The organism is Oceanobacillus massiliensis str. N'diop, assembly GCF_000285495.1.
GTDB classification, from domain to species: Bacteria; Bacillota; Bacilli; order Bacillales; family Amphibacillaceae; genus Oceanobacillus; species Oceanobacillus massiliensis.
In genome coordinates this window covers 545,110-570,934 of record NZ_HE610978.1, presented here as the reverse complement: position 1 = coordinate 570,934, position 25,825 = coordinate 545,110, and the positions used below count along the sequence as shown (strand labels likewise).

Below are 25,825 nucleotides of genomic sequence, written 5' to 3'. Positions count from 1 at the left end.
CTCAAAGATTCCGCCAACCTTCCTCATTCTGGAAGCCCGCAGCAAGCCTCAGCATGATAAACTAATACCATAAAACAAATTATCATTTAATCAATATATAAGGAAAAGGGGAATGTATATGAAATTTTTCCATACCGCTGACTGGCACTTGGGAAAACTTGTACAAGGCGTGTATATGACGGAAGAGCAGCGCCATGTTCTGCAGCAATTCGTACAAGCTGTGGCAGAAGAGCGGCCGGATGCTGTCATTATTGCTGGTGATCTATATGACAGGGCTGTTCCCCCAATTGAAGCAGTCCACCTGCTGGACGAGGTGCTTGATACGATTGTATTAGAATTGAACACACCGGTGATTGCTGTTGCGGGTAACCATGACAGTCCGAGCAGATTGAATTTTGGCAGCAGTATTATGAGAAATAACGGCTTTCATATTGTCGGAAACTTTTCGAAGGATATGGACCCGGTGGTACTGCATGATGAATTCGGTGAAGTCCATTTTCATCTGATACCATATTGTGATCCAAGTGTCGTAAGAAATATATTGAATGATGAAGAAGTGCGCTCCCATAACGATGCCGCCCAGAAAATTGTTGAACAAATCCAAGCCAAGATGGATCCTGACAGCAGACATGTTGCAGTAGGGCATGCTTTTGTTACACCGTTTGGCGAACAGGAAGAAAACACCAGTGAATCGGAACGGCCGTTATCGATCGGGGGAGCGGAGTACGTGGATGCACATCATTATTCACCTTTCCATTACACAGCTCTTGGTCATTTGCATCAGGCACACCATGTCCTTGATGAGAGAATTAGATACTCAGGATCTATCTTGAAATATTCTGTTTCGGAAGAACACCATAAAAAAGGTTTTCATATCGTGGAGATGGATGCAGAAGGCGCGATAACAGTGGAAAAACGTCTACTGAGACCGAGGAGAGATATTCGAACGGTAGAAGGCACCTTGGACGATCTTCTAGAACAGCCAATCAATAATGATTATGTATTTGTTAAATTGCTGGATGAGGCACCCGTGCTTTCGCCAATGGAGAAGATAAAGTCGGTATTTCCAAATGCAATGCACGTGGAACGTAAAAACTTTGCACTTTCTCCTGGATCGACTTTGACAGAGCGTGATAAATCAGTCGATCGCAGTAAAATGAGTGACGTCGATCTATTTAAATCTTTTTATAAGGAAGTAAAGGGAAATGAAGCAACAGCAGAAACCGAATCAATTTTCACAGAAGTTCTGGACGAGTTGTTAAAAGAAGCCAATGAAACCAATGTAAAAAAAGAAACAAATGAAAAAGCAAAAACAGATACCTATATAACAAACTAAGCCTCTGAAGGCGGAAGGGAGCGAATTCATTGAAACCACTTAAATTAACCATGACGGCATTTGGACCATATAAAAGCACAGAAGTAATTGATTTTACGGAATTAAATGAGTCGAATCTATTTGCCATTTCCGGAAATACAGGGGCCGGAAAAACAACTATTTTTGACGGAATTGCATTTGCGTTATATGGCAGTGCCAGCGGATCGGACAGGGAAGATAATAAAATGCTTCGCAGTGATTTCGCCGATGATAGTGTACATACCTCAGTGGAGCTGCAATTCGCCTTGAACGGCAGAAATTACCGGATTTTACGGCAGCTGGGCCATGTGAAAAAAGGAAATAAGTCGAAAACAGGCGAGCGCTATGAGTTTTTTGAAAATGTAAATGGTAAAGAAGTTCCTTGTGTGGACAGGCAAATCGTCTCAGAAATTGATAAACAAATAGAAGTGATTATAGGATTGACTCAGGATCAGTTTAAACAAATTGTCATGCTTCCCCAAGGAGAGTTCCGTAAACTGCTAACCTCAGAGACGGAGAATAAAGAGGCAATTTTACGAAGACTTTTCAAAACAGAGAATTACAAGCAGTTAAATGAACTGTTAAGAAGTAAGAAGAATGTTGTGGAGCAGAATTTTAATCAAATGAAGCAATCCCGTGATCATTTTATTGGAAATATACAATCCGTTCTGCCGAAACGGGAGGACTCCCTTCTAACTGATGTGCTTTCAGCTGAACATCATAATGTATATCAGGTGATTGCCGGGCTTGAGGAAGAGACGGCATTTTACCAGGAACAGATTAAAAAAGACGAGGAAAATTATAAAAGTGCGTATAAGAAACATGATAAAGAACAAAAAAACTATCACCAGGCACAGGCATTGAATGAGCGATTCCAGGAATTGGATCAAAAAGATAGATTGCTTGAAGAGCTCAAAGTAAGAATCCCGGAATTTGAGCAAAAAGAAAGCAAGCTGGAAGCAGCAGAACGCGCAAGTACGATTGAAATCTATGAAAAACAGTTGAATAATTGGCATATTGAGGTAAAGCAAAAAGAACGGGGACTTAAGGAAGCGGAAGCAGCGAGGAAAATAGCGGAAGCAAGTCTGAAAACAGCCGAACATGAATACAAGCAGGAAGAGAACAATAAAGGGAACAGAGAAGAAGCAGCTAAAAAGCTGGAACGTCTGATTGACCACTTACCGATTGTAAAAGATATCGATAAACAGAAAACCTATTTAGAGGAACTAGCGAAAAAGGGGAAACAGACCAACATAGAATTAGAGAAAGTTAAACAACAAATCAAAATAAAAAATGAAGCAGCTGAAAAAGGTATGGAACGAATCAATAAGCTGGATCAGGATGTTTCGCAATTGCCCGAGAAGCAGGAAAGATTGGGCGAGATGCGCGATAAGGCAAAGGTATTGAAGGCATATATGGATCTGCATGAGAGACAGCAAGTGCTTGCTAAGGATGTCAGTGCGAAAGAAAAAGCATTTATCAGTACAAAAGAAGCCTACAGAAATCTGGAAAAGGCATGGCTCAATAATCAGGCAATCATTTTAGCAAATCACTTGCATGACGGGGAAGCATGCCCTGTCTGCGGCAGTGTAGAGCATCCGAATAAAGCAGCAACGGAAGAAGATCTGGTTACAAAAGAGCAGCTGGAAGCATTCAAGAAGGACTTGGATGAGAAGGATGACCTTTACCGGAGTGCTGCAGCGATTGTCAAAGCAACTCAATCCCAGTTGGCGGAGAGGGAAAAGGAAGTATCGCAATATAATGTGGAAATGGTACAGATTCCATTTCTGTTCAGGCAATTAGTGGAGGATGGGAAAAAGGCCGCGAAAGAAGTGGAAGCATTAACGGAGATTCGCACTCAATTAAAAAACTTGAAGGAATCTCAGGAAAAAGTCATTCAGGAAATCAAGCAGCTCGAGCCTGAACGGGAAAGACTGGAGAAAACATATTATGAGCAGCGCACAACGTATAAGGAAAAAATGGCTGTTTATGAGGAAAGGCTACGAAATATCCCGAAAGAAGTCCAGGTTTTGACGATACTCGAGAGACAGATTGCGGACGCAAAAGCACATAAATTGAACTTGGAAAAACAATGGGAAAGAGTACAAACAGCATACGAGAAGGCAAAAGAGGCACAAACAAAGGCATTATCAAATGAATCACATGCTGGAAGACAATTAAAAGAAACCAAAAACAAACAAGAAAGTGCCCAGCTAGAATTTAAAGAGGCGCTTTCCAGTGCAGATTTTGAATCGGTTGAAGTATATAATCAGGCTAAAATGACCGCAGAGAACCGGAGAAACTGGAAGGAAGAGATCAGGCAGTTTAATCAGCAGCTTGCTTCCATCAAACAACAGGTTGCAGATTTGAAGGATTTTCTAAAAGATAAGACGCGTGTGGAATTGTCTGTTCTCGAACAGCGGCTCATCGAACTGAAGCAAGCTTTTGAGCAGGCATTAAGCCAATTGAATCGTTCCAAAGAATATCAACAGGAGGCGGCGAGTCTAAGGGCAAATATAGTAAAAGCGGACGAGCAGTTACAGGAGAGCGAGAAGCGTCTGTCGGTCATTACGGATTTATACGATGTGATTAGAGGGCAGAACAGCAGGAAAATCTCATTTGAAAGGTATTTGCAGATTGAGTATCTGGAACAAATCATTGAGGCTGCAAACGGTCGGCTAACTGGTCTTTCCAACGGACAGTATTATTTGCTGAGAAGTGAGAGGCAGGAATCTCACGGTAAACAAAGTGGTCTTGCCCTGGATGTTTATGATTCCTATACTGGTCAGACCCGTGATGTGAAGACTTTATCCGGTGGGGAGAAATTTAATGCATCCCTTTCATTGGCACTTGGAATGTCCGATGTGATTCAGAGCTTTCAAGGAAATATATCAATCGAGACGATGTTCATCGATGAAGGGTTCGGCTCATTGGATGAGGAGTCATTAACAAAGGCAATTGACACACTGATTGGATTACAGCAGTCAGGGCGGATGATTGGTGTAATCTCCCATGTGCAGGAACTAAAATCAATGTTCCCGGCGACACTTGAAGTCAGCAAGACAAAGGAAGGCTATAGCAAGACAAAATTTGTTGTGAAGTAATGGATGGTAAATTGGAAGAACTGCAGATTTCTTGGTGAAGCCGGAAATCCGTGGTTCTTTCATACTTTTTAGATATATTGAATATGAAAGAAGAAGCAGGAGTCTAATGGGCAGCAGCACACCAGTCCGGGTAAACGGTCGGCTGCTGGCCAGGATAATGAAATTGTGCTGAGAAGAGACTTCGACAAAATTCGGGGAGTGACAGGCACCAACCTGGGGTATGATAAAGGGAGACTATTTACGTTTGAGGGTGATTGCATATGAAGGTCAGAATAGAGTTGGCATATAAGACACCGAAAGGAACGGAAGCCGCTTTTGTTTCGGATGAAATGCCAGCAGCAAAAGCTTTGCTCATTGCTCAGGATCTTATGAAGACCGGCCGGGCATTTGAATTGGCTTTTGTCGACAGCAAGGACAATACCTGGACAACGAAAGAATTGACAAAATTAATGGAAGGAATAAAAACCGAACCACATGATGTGAAGGTCTATTTTGATGGCGGCTTTGATTTGGGAGCCAGAGATTCGGGACTTGGTTGTGTCATTTATTATAAGCAAAATAATAAATCGTACCGGCTTCGGAAAAATGCTCTTGTTCAGGAGCTGAACACGAATAATGAGGCCGAATATGCGGCATTCCATCTCGGGTTGCAAGAACTGGAATTCCTTGGAGTCCATCATTTGCCGGTAACATTTGTCGGTGATTCCAAGGTTGTCATCAATCAATTGAACGGGGAGTGGCCTTGCTATGAACGGGAGCTGTCCTTATGGATAGACAGGATTGAAGCAAAACTTGAGAAAATGGGAATCCAGCCCGAATATGAAGTAGTATCCAGAAAAATGAACCGGGAAGCTGACCAGCTGGCATCACAGGCACTTAAAGGCATCGAGATAACCAGCACCATTGAAATTCCGTAATCGAAAAAGAGGGACTACTTTTAACACCATGTTTAAGTACCATAAACCTATCGACAAATTTCATCAAAATTCGGGGAGTGACAGGCACTCATAGTTGCTTTTTTGTGGTGGGTTATATTATCATTTTATGTAATGAAGGCTGCTGCTTATGAGGAGTCTTTGTGAATTTCATCACTTAGCATGGTCTTCTTTCTTTAAACGAAGACAAATTTGGAGTAAATTACGATATACATAAGCAGATAAGGAGAATGACATTGAAAATAGGTATAGATAAAATTGGTTTTTATGCACCACATTTATTTGTTGATATGAATGAACTTGCTGTTGCCAGAAACATAGAGCCAGAGAAATTTACGATAGGTATTGGTCAGGAAAAGATGGCCATCGCCCCAATTACGCAGGATCCAGTAACATTGGCGGCAAATGCAGCACTGGAAATTCTGGACGAACAGGATAAGGAAAAAATCGATTTTGTTATTTTCGGTACTGAATCCGGGATTGACAATTCAAAATCTGCGGCAGTATATGTCCACCGTCTTTTAGGGATTAATCCTCATGCCCGCAGTATCGAACTGAAGCAGGCATGCTATGGAGCAACTGCTGCAATTCAAATGGCTAAAGGACATATCGCATTAAATCCAGACAGTAAGGTATTGGTGCTTGCTTCAGATATTGCCAGATATGGACTGAACACTTCCGGAGAATCCACCCAGGGCGCTGGTGCTGTAGCATTGCTAATCAGTGCTGAACCTAAGATTTTGGCACTGGAAGAAAAAAGTGCCTATTTGACGGATGATATAATGGACTTCTGGCGTCCGATTTACTCAGATAGGGCATTTGTCGATGGCAAATTTTCAAACGAACAATATATTTTATTCTTCCAGAAGGTCTGGGAGCAATATAAAGAAAAGTCGGACTTTGGCATAACCGATTTTGAAGCAATCTGCTATCATCTTCCATACACTAAAATGGGTCTGAAGGCTTTACGCACCATCCTGGATCAAGGAACAGAAGAAGAACAACAGCGATTACTGGAAAACTACAAGATTAGTTCGAAATATAATAGAATGGTTGGTAATATTTACACTGGATCGCTTTATTTAAGTCTCCTCTCGCTGCTTGAACAAAAAGAAGATTTGGCAGATGGATCGAGAATAGGATTGTTTAGCTATGGTTCTGGAGCAGTAGGAGAATTCTTTACTGGTATTTTGCAGTCAAACTATCGAGAGCATTTGCAGATACAGCATCACCGGGAATTGTTTGAATCGAGAAAAGAAGTGACCGTACCAGAGTACGAGCGTATTTTTGACAATACCCTGCCGATTGATGGTTCTTCCATTGAACTGGATACAGATAGCGATCCGGCAGCAATATGTCTATCAGGAATGAAGGATAATATGCGTTTGTATATAAACAAATTGAATCGGTAATAGTCAATTCCGATGTAAATCAGAAATAGCAGAAATCAGATTGCGGGTATGGTGCAATCTGATTTTTTTATGGGCTTTTTGATGTAATGGTCCGCTTGATTTTCATCATAGTTTGCAAAAAGGAAATCACGGTTGAGATCAGATATTTTCGACATAATCCGACTCAATTCGGGGAGTGACAGGCACCCTATAGGCACCCTATAGGCACCCTATAGGCAACGGATACGTTTATATATAGGAATTTAGGGAAATAAGTTAAAGAAGATTCTTAATAAAGGAGAGGTTTTGTTTTGGGGAAAAGAGTACTCTTTATTTCAGATCACGGAGACCCACTTGCTAAGCTAGGAGGAGAGCAGGCTGGCGGTCAAAACAACTATGTTAAACAACTGGCACTTGCGCTTGATGATATAGGAATAAAAGTAGATGTCATCACCCACTGGAGTAACCCTGAAGCACCTATGAAAGAAAATTTTGGACAAAAATGCCGGGTAATCCGCATTGCAGCAGGGCATAAGGGTTATATGCCGAAGAACAAAATGTATCGGATTTTACCGGCTTTCTATCAGGAAATAAAAAACAAAATAGATCTTAAATCCTATGATATCGTTCATTCACACTATTGGTTATCCGGTTTATTGGGTTTATATGTCAAAGAAGAATATAATCTGCCGCTGGTTCATACCTCCCATTCACTAGGCATAGCAAAAATAGAAGCGAATGTGAAAGCGGAAAAGAGACGTTTGCGGGCTGAAAAGATGATTTTGCAAGGAGCAGATAGGGTCATCGCAACAACCCAAACCGAAAAGGAATTAATTTTTAAATTTGCCGGAAATGATGTGAATGTTGAAGTTTCTTCCATCGGTGTTGATCCTGTTTTCCAACCGTACATCAAAAGAAAACAAACGGCAGCACCGACGTTCGCATTTGCTGGGCGGCTGGAAAAGACGAAAGGAATTTATACACTGCTGGAAGCCTTTAAAAGACTCCATAAAACTTCTAAACGCATGCCGAAACTTATTATTGCCGGTGGAGATGAAGAAGCTGTCGATTTGAACAAGAAGCTTCCATTGAAATCAGATTTAAGGGAAATGGTGAAAGGTATGGAAGGGAAAATAGAATTTATTGGTCCCCAAACCCAGGAAGACCTTGCCGAATTATTCAATAAGGCCACCTCAGTGATTGTGCCTTCTTACTATGAATCATTCGGAATGGTTGCAGCAGAAGCACAGGCCTGCGGGACTCCTGTTATTGCCTCTGATGTAGGGGGATTAAAGAATGTTGTCTCAGATGGAGAAACAGGATTGCTCACCGAACCGAAAGATCCTATTGAACTGTCAATGGCCATACATGAGCTTGCAAACCATAGTTTGCTTGTAAAAAGGCTTGGATCCCAGGCATCAAAACGCGCAAAGAAATATTTTAATTGGAAAGAAATAGCGCAGCAATTGAATAAAACATACGAGGTGTTAAAACATGTCAGCAGCAGTCACGCACATGTTGGCGACTGACCTTGATGGAACCCTTGTAGGTGATGCAAAAGGTCTGAAGCATTTAATCAATTACTATAAAAATCTGCCATATGAAGTATCGCTCGTTTATATCACAGGACGTCACTTGGAATCAGCAATTTCACTGATAAAATCTGAACAGCTGCCAACTCCCAAACTCCTTGTGACAGACGTTGGAACAAGTATCTATCAAGGAAGTAACATGGAGCAAGATCTGGAGTGGAAGCAAAAAATGAAAAAGGATTGGTATCCGCGACAGATTCGTGAAGCGGCAAAAGATTTCCCGCAAATCAAGCCACAGCAGCTGCCAGATGACCGACGTGTTTCCTTTACAATAGAAGAGAGAGAAAATGAGCATATAGTGGAAGAGTTTAAAAAAGCACTGGATGCTGAGCAGATTCCCCATAATTTCATATTCAGTTCCGGAAGAGATATTGATATTTTGCCGGCTGGCAGCGGAAAGGGAGAAGCACTGCGATTTATTGCTGGAAAGTTTGCGGACGGCGATACATCCATACTCGTTGCTGGCGATTCCGGAAATGATTTAGAAATGCTTACACTTGGTTACCCTTCCGTTATTGTTGCGAATGCCAGACAGGAGCTTTTGGAAGTGAAAGAGAATGCGAACTTATACCGGGCCACCAAAACTTGTGCAGGCGGAATTCATGAGGCCTGGAAATATTTTTACGGGTAAGGCCGGGATGATGGAAGTCAGGTATTTCCATCTATTATCAGATAAAAGCAAAGGACGATTGCTGCCCTTTGCTTTTATTTGAATTCCGCCATTAATCCGTTCGTGCCCGAGGAAATGTACTGTACTTGCAGCCATAACCGTTTTAAGTTAAATACTGTCAGACCTCCAATATCTGATGCTATAATCTTGCTTTACGATCTTAGGAAACAGTTCACTTACGCCTGAATGAAACAAGTAGTATAATCAATTGATAGAAATAGTTTTGCCATAGGAGGAGGTTCTAACAATGTCAGAAAAGCAATCCATGATGGATGTAATCAATCCAATGAACGGAGAAAAGATAAAATCGATTCCACGCGGCAGTAAAAAAGAGGCCATTGCTGCTGTGGACGCTGCATCTGAGTCATTAAAGGAATGGTCTGAACGGACGGCATATGAACGAAGTGAGCTTTTGCTGAGATGGCACGAGCTAATCAATGAAGAAATGGAAGACCTTGCTAGGACAATGACAATGGAGCAGGGAAAACCGCTCAAGGAAGCAAAAGGGGAAATAGCATACGCCAATAGCTTTATTTCCTGGTATGCAGAAGAGGGCAAGCGGGTTTACGGTGAAACAATTCCTGCATCCGCCCGTAACAAACGTATAGTGGTGCAGAAGCAGCCTGTTGGGGTTATTGCAGCTATTACACCATGGAATTTTCCGGCAGCAATGATTACCCGTAAGGTTGGTCCAGCACTTGCTGCAGGGTGTACGGCCGTTGTAAAGCCGGCAAGTGCGACCCCGCTGACAGCTATCAAACTTGGCGAGCTTGCATATAAAGCGGGAATCCCAAAGGGTGTTCTGACTATTTTACCAGGGGATTCCGGGGAAATAAGTGATGCTTGGATGGAAGACTCCAGAGTGAGAAAGATTTCTTTTACAGGGTCCACAGAGGTCGGTAAAATTCTCATGCGGAAATCAGCAGATACAATGAAAAAAATCTCACTTGAGCTTGGCGGACATGCACCGCTGATTGTGATGGATGATGCAGATTTGGATAAAGCTGTTGAAGGTGCAGTAGGATCCAAATTCCGAAATGCAGGCCAGACATGTGTCTGCAGCAATCGGATTTACGTCCATGAGGATATTGTTGATGCCTTCAATGAAAAATTTAAGCAGAAAGTATCACAATTAAAAGTTGGAAACGGACTCGATGAGGGTGTGGATATTGGCCCGCTGATCGATAAAGAGGCTTATAAAAAGGTAAACAGGCATATTAAGGACGCACTGGATCAGGGGGCAGAGCTTGTCTGCGGAGGTAATTCATATGAGGAAGGGAATGGATTATTTGTTGAGCCTACCATCCTTACGAACATTACCGAAGACATGCTCTGTATGAATGAGGAAACCTTTGGTCCACTAGCGCCAGTTTCCACCTTCAGGACCGAGGAAGAAGCAATTGAACGTGCCAATCATTCTCCCTTTGGCCTGGCAGCTTACCTCTTTACAGAGAATATCTCGAAGGCTGTGCGGATAAGTGAAAAGCTTGAATTCGGTATTGTAGGCATCAATGATGGGCTGCCATCCACGGCACAAGCTCCATTTGGCGGTTTTAAGGAAAGTGGTATTGGCCGCGAAGGTGGACACCATGGTATAGATGAATACTTGGAAGTAAAATATATTTCAATCGGATTATAAAATAATAAAGGCCTGCTGGAGGATGCTTCAGCAGGCCTTTACATTTCACATACCGGACAACTCTCCCTATAATTGGGAACATAGTTGATTTTCAAGGGATGTGACTGCAATATTGATGAAATTTCTGCTCGATAGATATTACAAGGATGGTCAACTGTTGAATGCCCGCTATGAAATTATAAAGACAGTTGGCGCCGGCAGTTTCGGGTTAATCTACCTTTGCCGTGATATTGAAAACAATGAAATGAAAATAGCTAAACAGCTTAGGAAGAGCAAGCGCCTGAAAAAAGGTGGGCTGGAACTATTTGAAAATGAAATATCGATTCTTGGGCAATTGAATCACTCTAATTTACCGACATTATATGACCATTTTTCAACCAAGAAGAACCACTTTTATGTAATGGATTACATTGAAGCGGAAAATTTGGATGAAAAGATTTTCATTCATAACCAGATGTTTAATGAGAAAACGGCGCTAAGCTTATTTTCAGATTTGCTGCAGGTCATCGACTACCTTCATTCCCAGCGTATTTATCATTTGGACTTGAGGATACCCAATATCATCCTGAAAGAATCAGAGCCATATGTGATAGATTTTGGACTTGCCAAAAATATGGCAGGGAATGAGCAGGATCAACAACATGTGGAAGAGGCAATGAGACAGCAGGATTATTATGATCTCGGAGATATTCTATTATTTCTCCTCTACACTGAATTTGATTCCGATAGCAAAAAAGCTCTTCCATGGACGGAAGAGCTTACCTTGAAAAAAGAAACCACGCACTTGCTGAAAAGACTATTGGGTATTGAAACTGCCTATACGTCTGCCGCAGAGATCACCGCAGATTTAAACAGGGCTTTGCAATTGTATAAACGGACTTAACTGCTGCTGTATCTTCTTCTGTTTTTATACCGGCTGCTGCCGCTCAGCGGATTATGCTTACGGCGTCCACTACTGCTGCTCCCAAAGCGATGACTATTTCCGCTGCTTTTACTATAACGGTTATGTCTTCTGCTGCTGCTTCCTTGTGTAAGCTGCCTCAATTGCTTTTTTAATTTTTTGAACATACGGATACGGATCTCCTTTCGTATAACAATTGAAATTACGGCCATTATATCACATTCTGACATGATAGCCATTCATCTATTCTGATAGCATCTAATTTTTTGGTCAAATCTGGCAGGCGTCCAAAAATTTAACCTGAAATATGATGGACTCACGTATATAAAGAATCTGGCATTGGACTTTACAGGGAACTGCTTCAGTTAGTTTCTCAAAAATAAAGTTAAATAATGGAATTTATTATAGAAATAAATCAGAAGAAATAGACAACCGTTCATCTCTTTAAGAGCTCTGTCTGACAGGTGTTTATTCGACAAAATTCGGGGAGTGACAGGCACCCCATTAAAGGGTATACTACTGCTAGTGAGGTGCAGTGGATAATGGAATTTAATATTGGGCCGCGGATGGTAAAGACCGGGCTAGCGGTTGCTTTGACCTTAATTGTAACAGGCTTGATTGGCCTGAAACTTGAAATAGTGGCGGCAATTGCGGCAGTGCTGGCAATGCAGCCATCGATCATGCGTTCGTTTAAATATATAAAAGAAGTCTTGATTTCGAATGGAGTAGGTCTTATCTTGGCCTTATTGGGTATCTTCCTTGTGGGGAACAATCCAATTTCTGTAGGTGCAGTCGTTATAATCTCTATTGCGATTAATATCAGTCTCGGTTTAAACAAAACAGTCAGTTTAACGGTACTGACAATCGTCACGATGATGCTTGCAAGCGATGAGGGCGTTAATTTTATCTATATTTATGAAAGGTTATCGCTTGTTGCGATTGGTGTACTATCGGCATTTGTTATCAATGTCCTTATCTATCCGCCGGACCATCAGAAAATCCTTTTCGCTATGATAAAAAAAGCAAGCGAGAAGACAAATTTCCTCCTGCGTGTGATCCCGAATAAAACAATGAGTGTCCCGCAAATGAAAGATGAGGATAGAGAGATTGAGAAGCTTGTAAATAAAACAAGAGACTATTTTGAAATCATTTCCGATGAAAAGAATAGCTTATTTATCCGGAATAGAAAAGACTTTTTGCGAAATATAATTATTTATAAGCATATGATCAGGGTACTGAGGAAAAAGCATACGTTAATTCAGCATTTGGAGAAAAACCTGAAAGAGATTGAAGTCATTGCAAGCGGTAAATCCCATCTGATTAAAAAGCTTGTAAGTGAAATAAATACGTACAGTGAAAATGTTTTGCTGATGTATGAGGATCGGATTATTCTGGACAGTGATCTTCAAAGGGAAACAAAGCATGCGATGCGCATTACAATCAATAATCTGATTGAGGCACTCCAAGGCTCTGATTTTGAAAAATGGACATATGTTTTTCCCACTGCCAACAGTATTGTGGAATTGTTTTACGAGCTTGATAAATTGGAAAGATTTGTCCGAATGAAGGAAATAAGGGATAACAGAAAGCCAAGATAAAAGAGGATGGAATCAACAGCAAGTGATTCCATCCTCTTTTTTCGCTATTCCACTTGTTTGACATAATAATAACGCTTTAGCTGATCATTCATCGGATACGTAGATATAAACGCAAGCCGATAACCGTTCTTCCTATATAAATGATGCTGTTTCTCATTGCTCTCCCATGTAGCGCTTGCCAAATACGGCTTTTTATAATGAGATTTATTCAATTCTTCCACTTCTTGATACATTTTACCTGCAAGTCCGATATTACGATATACTGGTGCCACGATTACGGTTTCTATTTTTAAATTTGGCAAGAATGCCTCTAATTCTCCACTGTCATCATCCTCTCTAAGATGAAAGAGCCCTGCGATTGTATCTGTCTCCGTGTCGATTGCTATCAGTACCGAAACATGAGGTCTAAAGTAGAATGCCATCCTTTCTCTGGAACTATTCCCCTTCATCCACGGCCAGGAAGATAGCGGGGGAGTGAATTCCTGCTCCACCTGTTCAAGTATATCCGTGACTTCCTCTTTTCTCGAGAAGTTCTCGTAGCGCTCCACATATTTATACTGAAAATTCATTCTGTCACCCCCATAATTATAACGTTTCGATAAGTATAACAAATTTCATTTAACGGAATATATTGATTGAATTGCCTGAATATAGCACCCCCAGAAAAATAATCCAATTGTCCTAAACATTGCACATATACTGCCGATAATAAGACAGATATGGCAAGATACATAGAGGAATATAAGGGGATTATCAGATGAAAAATTTTTTTAAGATGAACAGTTTAAAAAAGAAATTGCTAAGCATATTTTTAATACTGACAATTTTACCGTTGGTAGTTACAATAGTAGTTATTTTCTTTACAACTTCCAATGGCTTTAATAAGCTGATTACTGAGCAGCAGTCCGATATGGAACAGATTATTCAAACCGAATTTGATAATGTCGCTTTGGAACTTCAGGATATTACAGAGATCTATTCTCAGAATCTGGAATATGTAGAAGCCTTTCATGCGGGGGATCGCGAAACATTGCTGAATCTTGTAAACGGAATTTATTCCCGTCTGTTCTCAGAGCATGGAATCGATGTAATTGAATATGGGGACACGTCTGGCATCGTATTTCTGCGCGGCCACGAACCGACCCAATTTGGGGATGATAAAAGTGGTGTGGAAGCCATCCAGCATGCTTTGAATGGAGAATCAATCTCCGGTTTTGAATTTGGCGATTCCGGGTTATCTGTACGTGCCTTTTCTCCAATTATGTATAACAAGGAAATCATTGGTACGCTTCAAATGGGGGTCGATGATAGATTCCTTGAAAAAATGAATGAAAAATTCAAAGGTGTGACAATCGATTTATATAATGCTGAAGGTGCCATAGTTGATTCATCTTTGGATGACAATATTGGAGGCACACTCGATGACGCCGAGACTCTGAACGCTGTAATTGACGGTGAAAAGGTATCCGAATATGACGATCAGTCAATGAATTCCTATTTGCCAATGCTGGATCCAACTGGTAATAATATTATCGGGGTTATTGGAATAACGCAGGATATCTCAACCATTCAGCAAACGAATGAGCAGATTATATGGACTGGTATCATCATTTCCGCTATTTCGCTGGTTATCGTTTTAATCGTCTCCATCACCTTTAGCAATTCTATTGCAAATCCGGTCCGCAAGATTTCCGAACTGATGGTCGAGCTCTCCAAAGGAAACTTACGTCTGGCAATTAAAGAAAGTAAACGTAATGATGAAGTAGGCCAATTGACCAAGTCGATGCAAATCATGAAGGATAATCTTCACGAGACATTGTCGCAGGTAGCAGATTCATCAACAAGTGTTGCTTCTCAAAGCGAGGAAATGACTCAGTCTTCTGCAGAAGTGAAGAGTGGTTCGGAACAAATTGCAATGACGATGCAGGAGATTGCGGCCGGAACAGAAAAGCAGGCAAACAGTGCAAGTATACTGGCAAGCACGATGAGTAACTTTACGGCAAACATCCTGGAAACAAATACAAGAGGGGAACAAATCAAAGAGTCCTCCAAAGACGTGCTTGATTTAACGGATAAAGGCAAGCATTTAATGAAAACCTCCGATGAGCAGATGCAAAAGATTGATGGTATTGTGCAGGATGCAGTTACCAAAATGGCAGAGCTGGATTTACAATCACAGGAGATTTCCAAGCTGGTTGAAGTAATCCAGGACATTGCCAACCAGACTAACCTGCTAGCACTTAATGCAGCAATCGAAGCAGCAAGGGCAGGTGAAGCTGGAAAGGGCTTCGCTGTAGTCGCAGACGAAGTTAGAAAATTGGCGGAGCAGGTATCTGATTCCGTAACAGATATTACAGGCTTTGCTGCAAATATACAGTTGGAATCGAGTAATGTAGCGAAATCACTTCAAATGGGCTATAAAGAAGTCGAACAGGGAACAAGCCAAATTAAGTCAACTGGCGAAACGTTTACAATTATCAGCGACTCTGTAAGTGATATGGCTGAAAATATTCAGTCCATAGCTGAGAGACTATCCGAAATGGTAGCCGGCAGTCAGGAAATGAATGCTTCAATTGAAGAAATAGCATCTGTTTCAGAAGAGGCTGCTGCAGGTGTAGAAGAAGCGGCAGCAACTGCAGAACAATCAAGCAGCTCCATGGAAGAAGTGGCCAGCAGCAGCGAACAGCTGGCCAAATTGGCAGAAGAAATGAATGAGCTTGTAAGTAAATTTAAATTATAAGGAACAGCCTGCTGGATATGTGATATGGTCCAGCAGGCTGTTTTTGAATGTTTGCTTTGAGGTGGCCGCGAATGAAGGAATAAAATTCTTACGGCAAAAAGCTGCCAGCCTTTAAACCAATTTCCGGCCAACAGTATAACCATGCAGCATTCGACAAAATTCGGGAAGTGACAGGCACCCCTTGGACCTGCATTATTTATCAAGCAGGTTTTGTAGTTGGTTGAGTTCTTTGAAAGGGACCAGCATGTAAAGCAGGTCATTCTCTTGGATGGCTAAATCTCCATAGGGGGAGATAGTTTCACCATCTCTTAAGATAAATGTAATGTTTACTTTTTCAGGGAAGCCGATGTCTTTGATGGTTTTTCCAATAATGGAAGAACTTTCATCAATGACAATCTCAACGATTTCCAATTTGTTTTTACCGACGGACAATATTTCCAGATGATTAATTTGCGTACGGATACCCGGATCCACCAGATTCAGCTTTTCCGCCAGCAAGGAAATGGTTGTACCTTGAAGCAGTGTGGAGGTTATGACAACAAAGAATACAACATTAAAATACAGCTGGCTGTGCTCCAGGTCAGATAACATCGGGAACATTGCAAGTACGATGGGAACAGCACCACGTAGACCTGCCCAGGAAAGCAATAACTTTTCTCTTAGATTGATTCGCATTCCTGTAACGGAAAGAAAGGCAGCAATTGGCCGGGCAATCACCATTAATATAATGGATAACAGCAGCCCCTGCCACACGATTTTCCACTGAAACAGATCGCTTGGAAATACAAAAAGGCCGAGCGTAATAAAGAGGACAATTTGTGCGATCCAACTGAATCCTTCATTAAAATACAGAATTGCATTGCGGTTCTGCAAGCCCCTGTTTCCGATAAACAATGCTGTAGTATAAACAGCTAAAAGCCCACTTGCATTTACTAAGGAAGCGCCACTGTAAGATAAAAGGGCAAATGCCAGAGCAAGTAATGGATAAAGTCCGCTTGAGTTCAGTGAGATTCGCTGCAGCGATTTGGCCGCAAACCAACCGACGAGCAGTCCAATCAATAGACCTCCGCCCATATTCCAGAACAGGCTTCCGATCACCGCCAGAAAGCCGTTGTTTTCCAGTTCCATAAAAGAGATCAGAGTGACGGTGAGGAACACTGCCATTGGATCATTGGCACCGGATTCCCCTTCAAGTGTTGCTTCCAGGTGTGGTTTAATATTTTTCCCTTGAAGCATAGCGAAGACTGCTGCTGCATCCGTGGACCCAACAAGTGCCCCCATTAATAAAGATTCGGCCCAGCCCATGTCAAAGATAATCTTCGCCGCCATGCCGACAATGAAAGAAGTAATGACCACTCCGATTGTTGCAAGGGAGATGGAAGGAATCGCTACCGGTCTGATTGTTTTCCAGTCCGTTTTTATCCCACCGTCAAATAAAATGACCACTAATGCCATCATTCCGATTAATTGTGCCATTTCCGGGTCATAGAAGGCAAATATATTCAATCCTTCTTTCCCAATAATCATTCCTACCGTGATAAAGAAGAGAAGGGATGGGGTATTTACTTTAGCAGTGAATTTTGTTCCAATAATACTGATGATAAGGATGATTGAAAATGTGAGTATAAGAAAGGTGGAATCGCTAAGCTCCGGTAACATATAGGACCTCCATGCCGACATTTAATTAAATCCTTCTACTATACCCTGAAAATAAGCGTTCGACACATGGCAGAAAATGCAAAGCGCAAATGATGCTGCACGCTCATTATGCTATGCTAAAATAGAGCCAACCATAAAACCAATCCAAAAAACAATAAGAGGGAATCAAAATGAAAAAGAAAAAACTGCAAAAAACCAATGCTATCCGGATGCTGGATTCTGCTGGGGTCGACTATCATGTACACGAGTATTCCTGGAGTGAAGGACATCTCGATGCGAAGTCTGCAGCTGAGAAGGCTGGGATGCCGCTGGGAAAAATTTATAAAACACTCGTGACACTAGGGGAGAAGACAGGAGTGACGGTTGCCTGCATTCCAGCAGCGAACGAACTGGATTTGAAGGCTTTGGCAAAAGAGAGCGGAAATAAAAAGATCGAAATGCTGCCAATGAAAGATTTGGAAAAAACGACCGGATATTTACGAGGGGGCTGTTCGCCAATCGGAATGAAAAAAAGCTTTCCGACTTATATCGCAGCACCAGCAGAAGTAATGGAAAAAATAGTTGTTTCTGCAGGTAAACGGGGGATGCAGATAGAGATTTCTCCTTCTGACTTAGTGAATATTACAGATGCGTCATATGCCGATATTTGTATGGGATAAAGCCCAGGAGAGTGCTCCTGAGCTTTTTTTGAGTATCATGCAAATGGGAAGTTTAGAAACAACAATACTTACGAAAAGAGCCTTCCCGTATGAACGAATGCACCATCCGCATATTAAACGGATTACCCCTCACCGTTCATAGTGTATAACAGTGCAGTTAACCTTATTCTCACGCTGAATACCCTGTTAATCTGCAATACATTAAATTAAGTAGTGATTGGATAAGCCAGCAATGGAATACAATGTATTTAAGGGAGCTGAAGGAAGCATAAATAGGAAAATAGGAGGTATCTGCATAACTTTGATGCAAGAGGATAGAATGGTAATTAATCACTAGGAAAGGAAAATTCACTTTGAATTACTTTTTATCACATACAGAGATGGAAAACCTGCGCTACGTGACAGGGGAGCATGAAAGGATTTCCAATCAACTGGAAAGTCTTGCAGAAAACTCAAATAATCCTGTGACTCGTATAAGACTGCATCAGGATGCTGAGCATGCCAAACTGGCACATCGGCAACTACTGTCATACTTTAGCTAAAAGATAAAGTCCCAGCAAACCAGTTGGGACTTTTTTTATATCTTCATAAAAAATGGAAATTCAATTCCGCGTGGTATCTTGCAAATAAAATCCAATCTAATTGTATAGTCAACAAAAATAAACTATGCACTGTCGTAGTTTATTATGGCTTTAGAATAACCTTTACACAATCATCTTTGCGCCCGTTAAAGATATCATAGGCATGTTCTGCCTTATCGAGAGGCAATCTATGTGTGATGATATCTGTCGGGTCAATTTTGCCGGCGACGATTTGCTCGTAAAGCTCTTTCATATAGCTTCGCGCTGGTGCCTGACCGGTTTTAAGTGTAATGTTTCTAGAGAAGAAGGCGCCCAGTGGAAATAAATTATAATTTCCTCCGTACACACCAGTAATCTGTACGATACCGCCTTTTTTTACGGCTTTTGTAGATATTTGAATGGGTCCAAGGGTTCCTCCCTGCAGTTTAAGCTTTTGCTCGACAAATTCAAGCGGTGATTTCTTGCCGTCCATTCCAACACAGTCGATAACAACATCGGCTCCGCCCTTTGTAATTTCTTTTAGCGTCTCACCCATATCATCATACTGGGTAAAATCATACACTTCCGTCCGATTGACAGATTTGGCGTGATTGAGCCGGTATCCAAAGTAATCGACTGCAATTACTCGTTCTGCACCTTTTTGCCAGGCAAATTTTTGTGCCATTAATCCGATAGGGCCGCAACCTAGCACAATAACGGTATCGCCTTGCTTAACACCGGCATTCTCCACACTCCAGTAGGCGGTTGGAAGTACGTCTGAGAGAAAGAGCAGCTTTTCATCCTCTAACTCGCAATCCTCAGGGATCAGAAAAGGCGTGTAATTACCAAAAGGAACCCGAAGATATTCGGCCTGTCCGCCTGGATAATCGCCGAATTTTTCGGAATAGCCGAGATACCCTCCTGAATCGTAATGCGGATTGGAATTATCACACTGGCTATCGAGATGACCTTTGCAATATTTACAGGTACCACAAGCAACGGTAAAAGGGATGACAACTCTATCGCCTTTTTTTACTTTTGTCACTTCAGGACCTATCTCCTCAACGATCCCCATTGGTTCATGGCCTATAACATAATTAATAGGAAGAGGAAAATTCCCTTGATATAAATGCAAATCGGACCCGCAAATGGCCGTCGAAGTAATTTTTATGATGACATCCTGAGGATCCTGGATAGAGGGAGCTTTTACCGATTTAACTTCTACTTTATATTTTCCTTGATAGGTTACTGCCTTCACTTGAATTCCTCCATTGTTAAAATTTGACTAAATGCCAGAAGTATACAAAAAGTGCCTGGGCAGAAGAATCTTCACCCAGGCGCTGTTTTTGCTTCTAGCGGTTGTTGTTATTGTCGTTATTATTATTATTGTTGTTATTTCTTCTGTTATTGTTGCGGTTGTTTTCATTGTTGTTGTCGAGGTTATTTTCGTTAAATTCGTTTGCAAATTCAACGTTATCCACATTGTTGTTGCGTTCGTTGTTTTCATTGCGGTTTCTGTTGCGGTTATTGTTTTCGTTCATAGTGTAGCCTCCTGGTATTAGTTTTTGGCAAAACCGATTCTTCAAAGTGAAGGAATGGCTTTTACAAAGAGTATTATGCACTGTTATTCAAAAAATACCCTTAAATTCATCATCTTTTTAAAGTTTATTTGCAGCAGGGAAAGGGCAATTATATAAAATAGATAAATTGGAGAGGGATGGTTATGATGAAACGTTATGATGTTGTTATCATAGGGGGTGGCTTGGCAGGACTTGCGTCGGCACTGAAACTTGCTGACAAAAGGAAAAAGGTATTATTGCTTGAAGCGGAACCTGTCCTTGGCGGGAGAACATCGAACTATCAGGATAATGGTATGGAAGTGGAGTCAGGTTTTCACCGGATGATTGGTTATTATACTGCATTTCCAGAGATGCTTCGCAAGGCAGGCATTGATTTGAAGGAAATATTCATGTGGGAAAAGCGAATGGAGGTCCGATTGGCTGAAAAGGAAAAAACAGCCAAATTCGGAATTGCCCCGTTACTGGGTCCGTACCAAGCATTAAAAGGAGTTATCGGCAATAATCGAATCCTATCTCCCCTTGACAAGCTTTCCCTAATCCCTTTTTTCACAAGTGGACTGAAAGATTACAAAAAATCCCCCAAACAGCTTGATGAAATATCAATAGCGGATTATGCCAAAAAGTATGGAGTAACCGAGAATGCGTTTCAATCATTGATAGTGCCGCTAAGCTCCGGTCTTTTTTTCATAGGTCCAAAACGCTATTCGGCCTATGCATTTTTCGGGTTATTTGCCGCGGGTATTCCTACTATCTATAAGATGCGGATAGGTGCGTTTCTAGGTGGCATGACAGACATTATGTGCAACCCAATCGGCAAGGCGATTGAAAGAAAAGGTGGGGAGATTCGGACAAGCTGTAAGGTAAAGAAACTGACCATTGACCAAAATAAGCGAGTAAATGGAGTGAAACTCGATAATGGGAATTCGATTCAGGCAGACCATGTCGTGCTAGCGACGACCCTGCATTCGGCCAAACAGATTCTCGCTTCAGATTTCGAAGATCACCCCTGGTTTGCACCAATGCTGAAGCTTCCAGTCATGCCAGCCGTTACTTTTCAGTTAGAATTGACCAAACGGGCACTCCCAAAGGATATCACAACTTTTGGACCTGGTACTGCATTGGCAAGCTTTGCTGAACAGTCACGGACGACATTCAGGCACGCACATGGAAGATTATCCATAATATTAGCGGAACCAGAAAAATTCCTTGATATGGAACCGGAAGAAACCTTGAAAATCGTTTTGCAGGATACGAAAAAGTTGGGAATGGATCTGGAAAAGCATCTCGTCGATTACCGCCAGATTAACCATCATTATGATTTCCATAGTCTGGAGCCTGGTAACAATTGGCTGCGGCCGGAACAGAATACCCCAGTAGACGGGCTAGTACTTGCCGGTGATTACACAATGCAGCCTTTCTTCGCCACGATGGAAGGTGCAGTCGTTTCCGGAAATAAAGCAGCAGAGATAATCCTTAATCAGAAAGCGCACAAAAAAACGGCAATCTCATGAAATAGGAGATTGCCGTCGACTTATTTTTCTTCATTTGGCGGATGGCCATCTGTTTCTTCCATTTCAGAACTGAACTCGGTTTGGTACCTTTCACTCGGAAAGTGGGCAACTTTACTTTGTTGATCGTGTTCATCCGTTAAGACGTGATCTATTAAGTACCTATGGAAGAAAATTTCTCCCAAGGTCAATGCAACTGCTGAGATAAATGCAGCTGTACCAAGGGCAATAGGTCCTTCGAAGATATTATTCCCTACCAGCCAAACAACGGCCCATATCAAGACAAAATCAGCAAGTGAAGCCACAGTATTTCCAACTTTTGGCATGAGGAAAATATCACCAGCATAAGAAATAGCCGAGAGAAGCAAACTTGTTGCTAAAATATTTCCAAATGACACATTATAGAATAACCCTAAAACTACCCAAAGTACGGCGGTAATCATAATAAATTTAACGATAAAAGGGAAAACGTATTTCATTGATCCTCTTCCTTTCTTTTTATTGATTTTATTGCCTTAGGTTATCCAATCAAAATACAACCATACATAAAGGATGAAAGAATTTAATATCAATAAACTGCGAAGGCAGCACCAACAGCAATTTGCCCTGCAGACATTCCGCGGGATTATTAGGCATAATACCGCGTTTCTGCCATCAAATCCGCGGGCGTGGGCGTAATACCGCAATTCTGCCGTCATATCCATGGGAGTTGGAATTATTTCATAAAGAAAAATCCGATCTCATTCAAAATCCATTGAAAAGAATTTTGAATGTTGGATCGGATTTTCTTGTTTAAACGCTTTTCCTGCTTATTTATTTGCTACAAATTACTTTGCTTTCTTTAATTCCTGTTTAATGTTGGATAAGAATTCTGTTGCTTTTTCTTCCGGTGCTTTTGTTGCCAGGCTGACACCGATAAAGAGTATAGCCGCAAGAATAATGCCCCATAAGCCGGAAGCAAGCCCGAGTGGTTTTATTTGGAAAAACTCCACTATAATGACGAAAAGTCCTGGTATGATGACACTGACAAGTGCCCCGGCAGCAGTGCCCCTCTTCCAGAAAAATGTTCCGATGATGGACGGTACGACGACTATCAGTCCTGCCGAAGAGGCTACGGATAGCACAGCAATCAGATTCAGCTCCATTTCTGCAAAGAGATAGGCGAGAAGGGCGATGATAGGGATAACTATTTTCCCTACACGAAGCTGCATTCTATCACTCTTCTTCCTGCTTACGTTTCCGTAAACATCTTTGGCAAACAGAGAAGAAAGGGTCAATAAAATGGAATCGATTGTTGATACCGCAGCAGCCATAATTCCAACCATTACAATTACACCAAGCACTGGCGGAACAAGGTCTGAAGACAGTACCAATGGTGTGGCAAGATCGGCGTTCTCCAAGTCAGGAAACATAATCGATGCTGAAAACCCCCAACTGACAGCAACAAGGGTATAGATAAATCCAAACACGAGGAAGCCCATTAGCATAAATCTCATGCTTTTTAATGAACTTGGCATGTACAGACGCTGACTGACCTGTGGATTTGATAAACTAAAAAAGAACCATGGAATGGTCATTCCCAAAAATGCGAAGAAGCTGAAGAACCCATTGCCAGGAACCGTTAAGGATTCAGGCTGGGCTGCTTCAATTTTTTCGAAGAATCCACTAAATCCTCCAAGCCCATTTACTAATACTATGACAACGACGGTTGAACTTACGATCATAAACAATGATTGTAAGGAATCTGTCCATGCTACAGAGCGAATACCAGCAACAAAAGAGAAGATGAGAGCCAATATGGTAGCTATCCATACTCCTGAAGTATAAGGGATCGCATTATTGGATACACCCTGCAGTAAATAACCAACACCTGATAACTGAACAGCGCTGTATGGTATGAGGAAAAGACAGTTTGTAATCGCAACGGTAATCGCGACAGATTTACTATTGTAACGGTCACCGAGCATCTCGGAAGGGGTAACATAACCATATTTTTTTCCTGCAACCCAAAATCGTGGTCCAAAAAAGGCAACCAAGGAAACTCCCATCAAATATATGAGTTCAAACCCTAAAGCACCAACTCCGCCATTGTAGGTCAAGCCTGCAAGACCGACGAGCATAAAAGCACTATATGTTGTTGCACTATAACTGAGAGCCGAAACGAAACCGCCGAGTTTCCTGTCTCCCAGAAAATAACTTTCCATGTTATTCTGTTTTCCGCTTCTTGATAAATATGCGATCAGCAGGGCAATAACAATATAAATTCCAATTGCCCACCATATCAATGCAGTAGTCATATTATTTACCCCAATCCTTTGTTAAGAAATAATTGATGATAATCGTAATTAGTGCAAGTACTGTCCAGACGAGAAAACTCCCATACCACTTTGTCACATCAGTAAAGACGGTATAAGGAAGGGTATATGCCAATACTAAAATGATTAGTATGGCCAAGGCCCATTTTAATTCGTTTCTTTTCATTTAAAACACCTCCAGAGCTATTTCTCTTTTACACATATGGAATCGTCCAATCAAATTCCCGTTTGCCGCGGCTGTCTATGTATGTTTTTCATGCTGTTATGTAAAATTGATAAATGCATGTGAAAAAATTCACATTAAAGACAATGAAATTCCTGTTGAATCTGATTTGCACCCCCATCAAGTGTTCATAAAATGTTCATAAAATATCATAGCAAATAGTTTTCAATAATGCCATAACTTTTTATAGATAATTTAAAAAATGCTAAAATTAATCATTATAAACAAAATAACAGGGTAACATTTTCTGATCGGATACAATAAAGCTACATTTATATGACTATGATAAAGGGATGAAGCCTATGATTTTCCAATATGGACAAGAAGCCACAGATTATTTACGAAAGAAAGATAAAATTCTTGGGGAAGCAATTGATCGAATTGGACCAATTGAACGCGAGATAATGACGAATATCTTCGAGGCGCTCGTTAACAATATTGTAGGACAGCAAATCTCAATGAAGGCATTGGAGACAGTCTGGAAGAGAATGGTTAGCATGATTGGAACTATCACTCCGGAAAATATTGCGGGAAAAAGTGCAAAAGAGATTCAGGCATGCGGCATATCAATGAGGAAGGCAGAATACATCAAACTGGCAGCAGATCAAGTAATGAGCGGGGAACTTGAAATAGAATCGTTGTATGATCTTCCCGATGAAGCAGTAATCGAAAGACTATCTGAATTGAAGGGGATCGGTATCTGGACAGCGGAAATGATTTTAATTTTCTCCATGCAGCGTGCCAATATCATGAGCTGGAACGACTTGGCAATCCATCGTGGGTTACGGATGCTGTATCACCACCGGCGAATTGATAAGAAATTATTTGATAAATACAAACGGCGTTATACTCCATATGCTAGCGTGGCCAGCTTGTATTTATGGGAGATTGCAACAGGTGCAATCCCCGGGATGAAGGATTACGCGCCTTTATCCGATGCGGAAAAAAAGAGGCGGGCAAAAGCAAGAAGAAGGGGAATGCTTAAGCCTTAAGGCAAAAGGGCAGAGCACTCTAGCAGAGAGGCCAGGCTTTTTTAAGTGGTAACGGAACAATACTTGGAGCAAAAGAAAATGTAGGTATCATTTCTGATGCCTACATTTTCTTATACTTTCCATTGCTTTTCCACTTGGGAAATAGCCTGCTGCATAATCTCATCATATGTTGCGTCCCGTTTTGCTATCACATTGGTTGTGTAAAACTTTCCTTCATAATCGACTGTTAAATTTATTTGAATCATCAATTCTCACCTCCATGTATTAATTACCTCGCTGAATAAAAAGAAAACATATTAAATAGTATAAATATTGTTTATATTATAATATCTTATTTGGTTTTTGTATAGCCTATTGTTTAAGATTTTACAATTATTTATCTTTCATAGGTTTGTTAGCGTTTGC

The 25,825-nt window shown here is 41.2% G+C and carries 23 protein-coding genes; 15 read left to right on the top strand and 8 right to left on the bottom strand.

Annotated elements, in window-relative coordinates:
• The first annotated feature begins 118 nt into the window (after window positions 1-118).
• The 8 genes from OMHG_RS12705 to OMHG_RS12670 all read left to right on the top strand — a co-directional run bounded on the left by OMHG_RS12705 (window position 119) and on the right by OMHG_RS12670 (window position 11,568).
• A complete protein-coding gene (locus OMHG_RS12705; RefSeq protein WP_010651252.1) occupies window positions 119-1,336 on the top strand; it encodes an exonuclease SbcCD subunit D in 1,218 nt (405 codons plus the stop codon).
• 29 nt (window positions 1,337-1,365) lie between these two features.
• The gene (locus OMHG_RS12700; protein WP_010651251.1) at window positions 1,366-4,458 is read left to right on the top strand and encodes an AAA family ATPase; all 3,093 of its coding nucleotides are present in this window, start codon (window positions 1,366-1,368) and stop codon (window positions 4,456-4,458) included.
• A 260-nt stretch (window positions 4,459-4,718) separates the two neighbouring features.
• Window positions 4,719-5,375, top strand: a complete 657-nt coding sequence (locus OMHG_RS12695; RefSeq protein WP_010651250.1) for a ribonuclease H family protein — start codon at window positions 4,719-4,721, stop codon at window positions 5,373-5,375.
• Window positions 5,376-5,629: 254 nt separating this feature from the next.
• The gene (locus OMHG_RS12690) at window positions 5,630-6,805 is read left to right on the top strand and encodes a hydroxymethylglutaryl-CoA synthase (protein WP_010651249.1); all 1,176 of its coding nucleotides are present in this window, start codon (window positions 5,630-5,632) and stop codon (window positions 6,803-6,805) included.
• 290 nt (window positions 6,806-7,095) lie between these two features.
• The gene (locus OMHG_RS12685) at window positions 7,096-8,313 is read left to right on the top strand and encodes a glycosyltransferase (RefSeq protein ID WP_010651248.1); all 1,218 of its coding nucleotides are present in this window, start codon (window positions 7,096-7,098) and stop codon (window positions 8,311-8,313) included.
• Window positions 8,279-9,007 carry an HAD-IIB family hydrolase gene (locus tag OMHG_RS12680; protein ID WP_237566187.1) on the top strand — a complete coding sequence of 243 codons (729 nt, stop codon included), beginning with the start codon at window positions 8,279-8,281 and terminating at the stop codon, window positions 9,005-9,007. Before OMHG_RS12685 ends, OMHG_RS12680 begins: the two co-directional genes overlap by 35 nt.
• A gap of 286 nt (window positions 9,008-9,293) precedes the next feature.
• Window positions 9,294-10,685 carry an NAD-dependent succinate-semialdehyde dehydrogenase gene (locus OMHG_RS12675; protein ID WP_010651246.1) on the top strand — a complete coding sequence of 464 codons (1,392 nt, stop codon included), beginning with the start codon at window positions 9,294-9,296 and terminating at the stop codon, window positions 10,683-10,685.
• 100 nt (window positions 10,686-10,785) lie between these two features.
• Window positions 10,786-11,568, top strand: a complete 783-nt coding sequence (locus OMHG_RS12670; protein ID WP_237566186.1) for a serine/threonine protein kinase — start codon at window positions 10,786-10,788, stop codon at window positions 11,566-11,568.
• On the opposite strand, the gene OMHG_RS12665 is transcribed toward OMHG_RS12670, so the two are convergent.
• On the bottom strand, window positions 11,565-11,753 hold the full coding sequence (locus OMHG_RS12665; protein WP_010651244.1) for a hypothetical protein: 189 nt from the start codon (window positions 11,751-11,753) through the stop codon (window positions 11,565-11,567). The two genes, OMHG_RS12670 and OMHG_RS12665, sit on opposite strands and share 4 nt — an antisense overlap.
• Window positions 11,754-12,128: 375 nt before the next feature.
• Between OMHG_RS12665 and OMHG_RS12660 the strand changes: the two genes are divergently transcribed.
• Entirely contained in the window at window positions 12,129-13,184 is a 1,056-nt protein-coding gene (locus OMHG_RS12660; RefSeq protein ID WP_010651243.1) for an FUSC family protein, read from the top strand.
• Window positions 13,185-13,228: 44 nt separating this feature from the next.
• Here OMHG_RS12660 and OMHG_RS12655 read toward each other — a convergent pair whose 3' ends face one another.
• Entirely contained in the window at window positions 13,229-13,753 is a 525-nt protein-coding gene (locus OMHG_RS12655) for a GNAT family N-acetyltransferase (protein ID WP_010651242.1), read from the bottom strand.
• Window positions 13,754-13,941: 188 nt separating this feature from the next.
• Here OMHG_RS12655 and OMHG_RS19090 point away from each other — a divergent pair, with 188 nt between their 5' ends.
• Entirely contained in the window at window positions 13,942-15,924 is a 1,983-nt protein-coding gene (locus OMHG_RS19090) for a methyl-accepting chemotaxis protein (RefSeq protein WP_010651241.1), read from the top strand.
• Window positions 15,925-16,116: 192 nt separating this feature from the next.
• On the opposite strand, the gene OMHG_RS12645 is transcribed toward OMHG_RS19090, so the two are convergent.
• Window positions 16,117-17,583 (bottom strand): potassium/proton antiporter, encoded by a 1,467-nt coding sequence (locus tag OMHG_RS12645; RefSeq protein ID WP_010651240.1) that lies wholly within the window; start codon window positions 17,581-17,583, stop codon window positions 16,117-16,119.
• A gap of 170 nt (window positions 17,584-17,753) precedes the next feature.
• Here OMHG_RS12645 and ybaK point away from each other — a divergent pair, with 170 nt between their 5' ends.
• Window positions 17,754-18,242 (top strand): Cys-tRNA(Pro) deacylase, encoded by a 489-nt coding sequence (gene ybaK, locus OMHG_RS12640; protein ID WP_010651239.1) that lies wholly within the window; start codon window positions 17,754-17,756, stop codon window positions 18,240-18,242.
• 353 nt (window positions 18,243-18,595) lie between these two features.
• Window positions 18,596-18,784, top strand: coding sequence for a hypothetical protein (locus OMHG_RS12635; RefSeq protein WP_010651238.1), 189 nt, complete (start codon window positions 18,596-18,598; stop codon window positions 18,782-18,784).
• Between the two features lie 142 nt (window positions 18,785-18,926).
• Here the strand turns inward: OMHG_RS12635 and OMHG_RS12630 are convergent, their stop codons facing one another.
• Entirely contained in the window at window positions 18,927-20,060 is a 1,134-nt protein-coding gene (locus OMHG_RS12630; RefSeq protein WP_010651237.1) for a zinc-dependent alcohol dehydrogenase, read from the bottom strand.
• Between the two features lie 31 nt (window positions 20,061-20,091).
• On the opposite strand from OMHG_RS12630, the gene OMHG_RS18390 reads away from it, so the two are divergent.
• Both OMHG_RS18390 and OMHG_RS12620 read left to right on the top strand, forming a co-directional pair.
• Complete coding sequence (locus OMHG_RS18390; RefSeq protein ID WP_154648237.1) at window positions 20,092-20,364, top strand: hypothetical protein; 273 nt, start codon at window positions 20,092-20,094, stop codon at window positions 20,362-20,364.
• Window positions 20,365-20,525: 161 nt separating this feature from the next.
• A complete protein-coding gene (locus OMHG_RS12620; protein WP_010651235.1) occupies window positions 20,526-21,893 on the top strand; it encodes a hydroxysqualene dehydroxylase in 1,368 nt (455 codons plus the stop codon).
• A gap of 20 nt (window positions 21,894-21,913) precedes the next feature.
• Here the strand turns inward: OMHG_RS12620 and OMHG_RS12615 are convergent, their stop codons facing one another.
• The 3 genes from OMHG_RS12615 to OMHG_RS12605 form a co-directional block, all read right to left on the bottom strand.
• Window positions 21,914-22,369 carry a YndM family protein gene (locus tag OMHG_RS12615; RefSeq protein ID WP_010651234.1) on the bottom strand — a complete coding sequence of 152 codons (456 nt, stop codon included), beginning with the start codon at window positions 22,367-22,369 and terminating at the stop codon, window positions 21,914-21,916.
• A 348-nt stretch (window positions 22,370-22,717) separates the two neighbouring features.
• Window positions 22,718-24,187: a sodium:solute symporter family protein gene (locus tag OMHG_RS12610; protein ID WP_010651233.1), complete on the bottom strand. Its 1,470-nt coding sequence runs from the start codon at window positions 24,185-24,187 to the stop codon at window positions 22,718-22,720.
• Between the two features lies 1 nt (window position 24,188).
• Window positions 24,189-24,371, bottom strand: a complete 183-nt coding sequence (locus tag OMHG_RS12605; protein WP_010651232.1) for a hypothetical protein — start codon at window positions 24,369-24,371, stop codon at window positions 24,189-24,191.
• Between the two features lie 350 nt (window positions 24,372-24,721).
• On the opposite strand from OMHG_RS12605, the gene OMHG_RS12600 reads away from it, so the two are divergent.
• Window positions 24,722-25,420: a DNA-3-methyladenine glycosylase family protein gene (locus OMHG_RS12600; protein ID WP_044476934.1), complete on the top strand. Its 699-nt coding sequence runs from the start codon at window positions 24,722-24,724 to the stop codon at window positions 25,418-25,420.
• Window positions 25,421-25,530: 110 nt separating this feature from the next.
• Here OMHG_RS12600 and OMHG_RS18385 read toward each other — a convergent pair whose 3' ends face one another.
• Window positions 25,531-25,665, bottom strand: coding sequence for a BA3454 family stress response protein (locus tag OMHG_RS18385; RefSeq protein WP_147629069.1), 135 nt, complete (start codon window positions 25,663-25,665; stop codon window positions 25,531-25,533).
• Window positions 25,666-25,825: the final 160 nt, after the last annotated feature.

Coding starts and splice junctions, on each gene's coding strand:
- OMHG_RS12705 (WP_010651252.1), top strand. CDS start 119: ATGAAATTTTTCCATACCGCTGACTGGCACTTGGGAAAACTTGTACAA.
- OMHG_RS12695 (WP_010651250.1), top strand. CDS start 4,719: ATGAAGGTCAGAATAGAGTTGGCATATAAGACACCGAAAGGAACGGAA.
- OMHG_RS12680 (WP_237566187.1), top strand. CDS start 8,279: ATGTCAGCAGCAGTCACGCACATGTTGGCGACTGACCTTGATGGAACC.
- OMHG_RS12675 (WP_010651246.1), top strand. CDS start 9,294: ATGTCAGAAAAGCAATCCATGATGGATGTAATCAATCCAATGAACGGA.
- OMHG_RS12665 (WP_010651244.1), bottom strand. CDS start 11,753: ATGTTCAAAAAATTAAAAAAGCAATTGAGGCAGCTTACACAAGGAAGC.
- OMHG_RS12660 (WP_010651243.1), top strand. CDS start 12,129: ATGGAATTTAATATTGGGCCGCGGATGGTAAAGACCGGGCTAGCGGTT.
- OMHG_RS12655 (WP_010651242.1), bottom strand. CDS start 13,753: ATGAATTTTCAGTATAAATATGTGGAGCGCTACGAGAACTTCTCGAGA.
- OMHG_RS19090 (WP_010651241.1), top strand. CDS start 13,942: ATGAAAAATTTTTTTAAGATGAACAGTTTAAAAAAGAAATTGCTAAGC.
- OMHG_RS12645 (WP_010651240.1), bottom strand. CDS start 17,583: ATGTTACCGGAGCTTAGCGATTCCACCTTTCTTATACTCACATTTTCA.
- ybaK (WP_010651239.1), top strand. CDS start 17,754: ATGAAAAAGAAAAAACTGCAAAAAACCAATGCTATCCGGATGCTGGAT.
- OMHG_RS18390 (WP_154648237.1), top strand. CDS start 20,092: ATGCCAGAAGTATACAAAAAGTGCCTGGGCAGAAGAATCTTCACCCAG.
- OMHG_RS12620 (WP_010651235.1), top strand. CDS start 20,526: ATGATGAAACGTTATGATGTTGTTATCATAGGGGGTGGCTTGGCAGGA.
- OMHG_RS12615 (WP_010651234.1), bottom strand. CDS start 22,369: ATGAAATACGTTTTCCCTTTTATCGTTAAATTTATTATGATTACCGCC.
- OMHG_RS12610 (WP_010651233.1), bottom strand. CDS start 24,187: ATGACTACTGCATTGATATGGTGGGCAATTGGAATTTATATTGTTATT.
- OMHG_RS12605 (WP_010651232.1), bottom strand. CDS start 24,371: ATGAAAAGAAACGAATTAAAATGGGCCTTGGCCATACTAATCATTTTA.
- OMHG_RS12600 (WP_044476934.1), top strand. CDS start 24,722: ATGAAGCCTATGATTTTCCAATATGGACAAGAAGCCACAGATTATTTA.
- OMHG_RS18385 (WP_147629069.1), bottom strand. CDS start 25,665: ATGATTCAAATAAATTTAACAGTCGATTATGAAGGAAAGTTTTACACA.